Source organism: Citrobacter sp. Cf088 (assembly GCF_030334295.1).
GTDB lineage: Bacteria > Pseudomonadota > Gammaproteobacteria > Enterobacterales > Enterobacteriaceae > Citrobacter > Citrobacter freundii.
On the sequence record NZ_JAOWEE010000002.1, the window covers coordinates 1 to 227 of the forward strand.

Sequence of the window (227 nt, forward strand, 5' to 3'; positions counted from 1 at the left end):
CGAGCAGAGTATAGTGCGCATCCACGGACGCGGGGTGGAGCAGCCTGGTAGCTCGTCGGGCTCATAACCCGAAGGTCGTCAGTTCAAATCTGGCCCCCGCAACCAATTAAAATCAGAAGCAGTAACGTTACTCGATGGAAGAGTAATGACGGACGCGGGGTGGAGCAGCCTGGTAGCTCGTCGGGCTCATAACCCGAAGGTCGTCGGTTCAAATCCGGCCCCCGCAA

General features: G+C 58.1%; 2 tRNA genes. Both read left to right on the forward strand.

The annotated features are described in order from the left end of the window. The first annotated feature begins 28 nt into the window (after positions 1–28). Positions 29–105: transfer RNA gene (locus OGV71_RS00005), tRNA-Met, on the forward strand. 48 nt (positions 106–153) lie between these two features. Continuing rightward, a tRNA-Met gene (locus OGV71_RS00010) sits at positions 154–227 on the forward strand.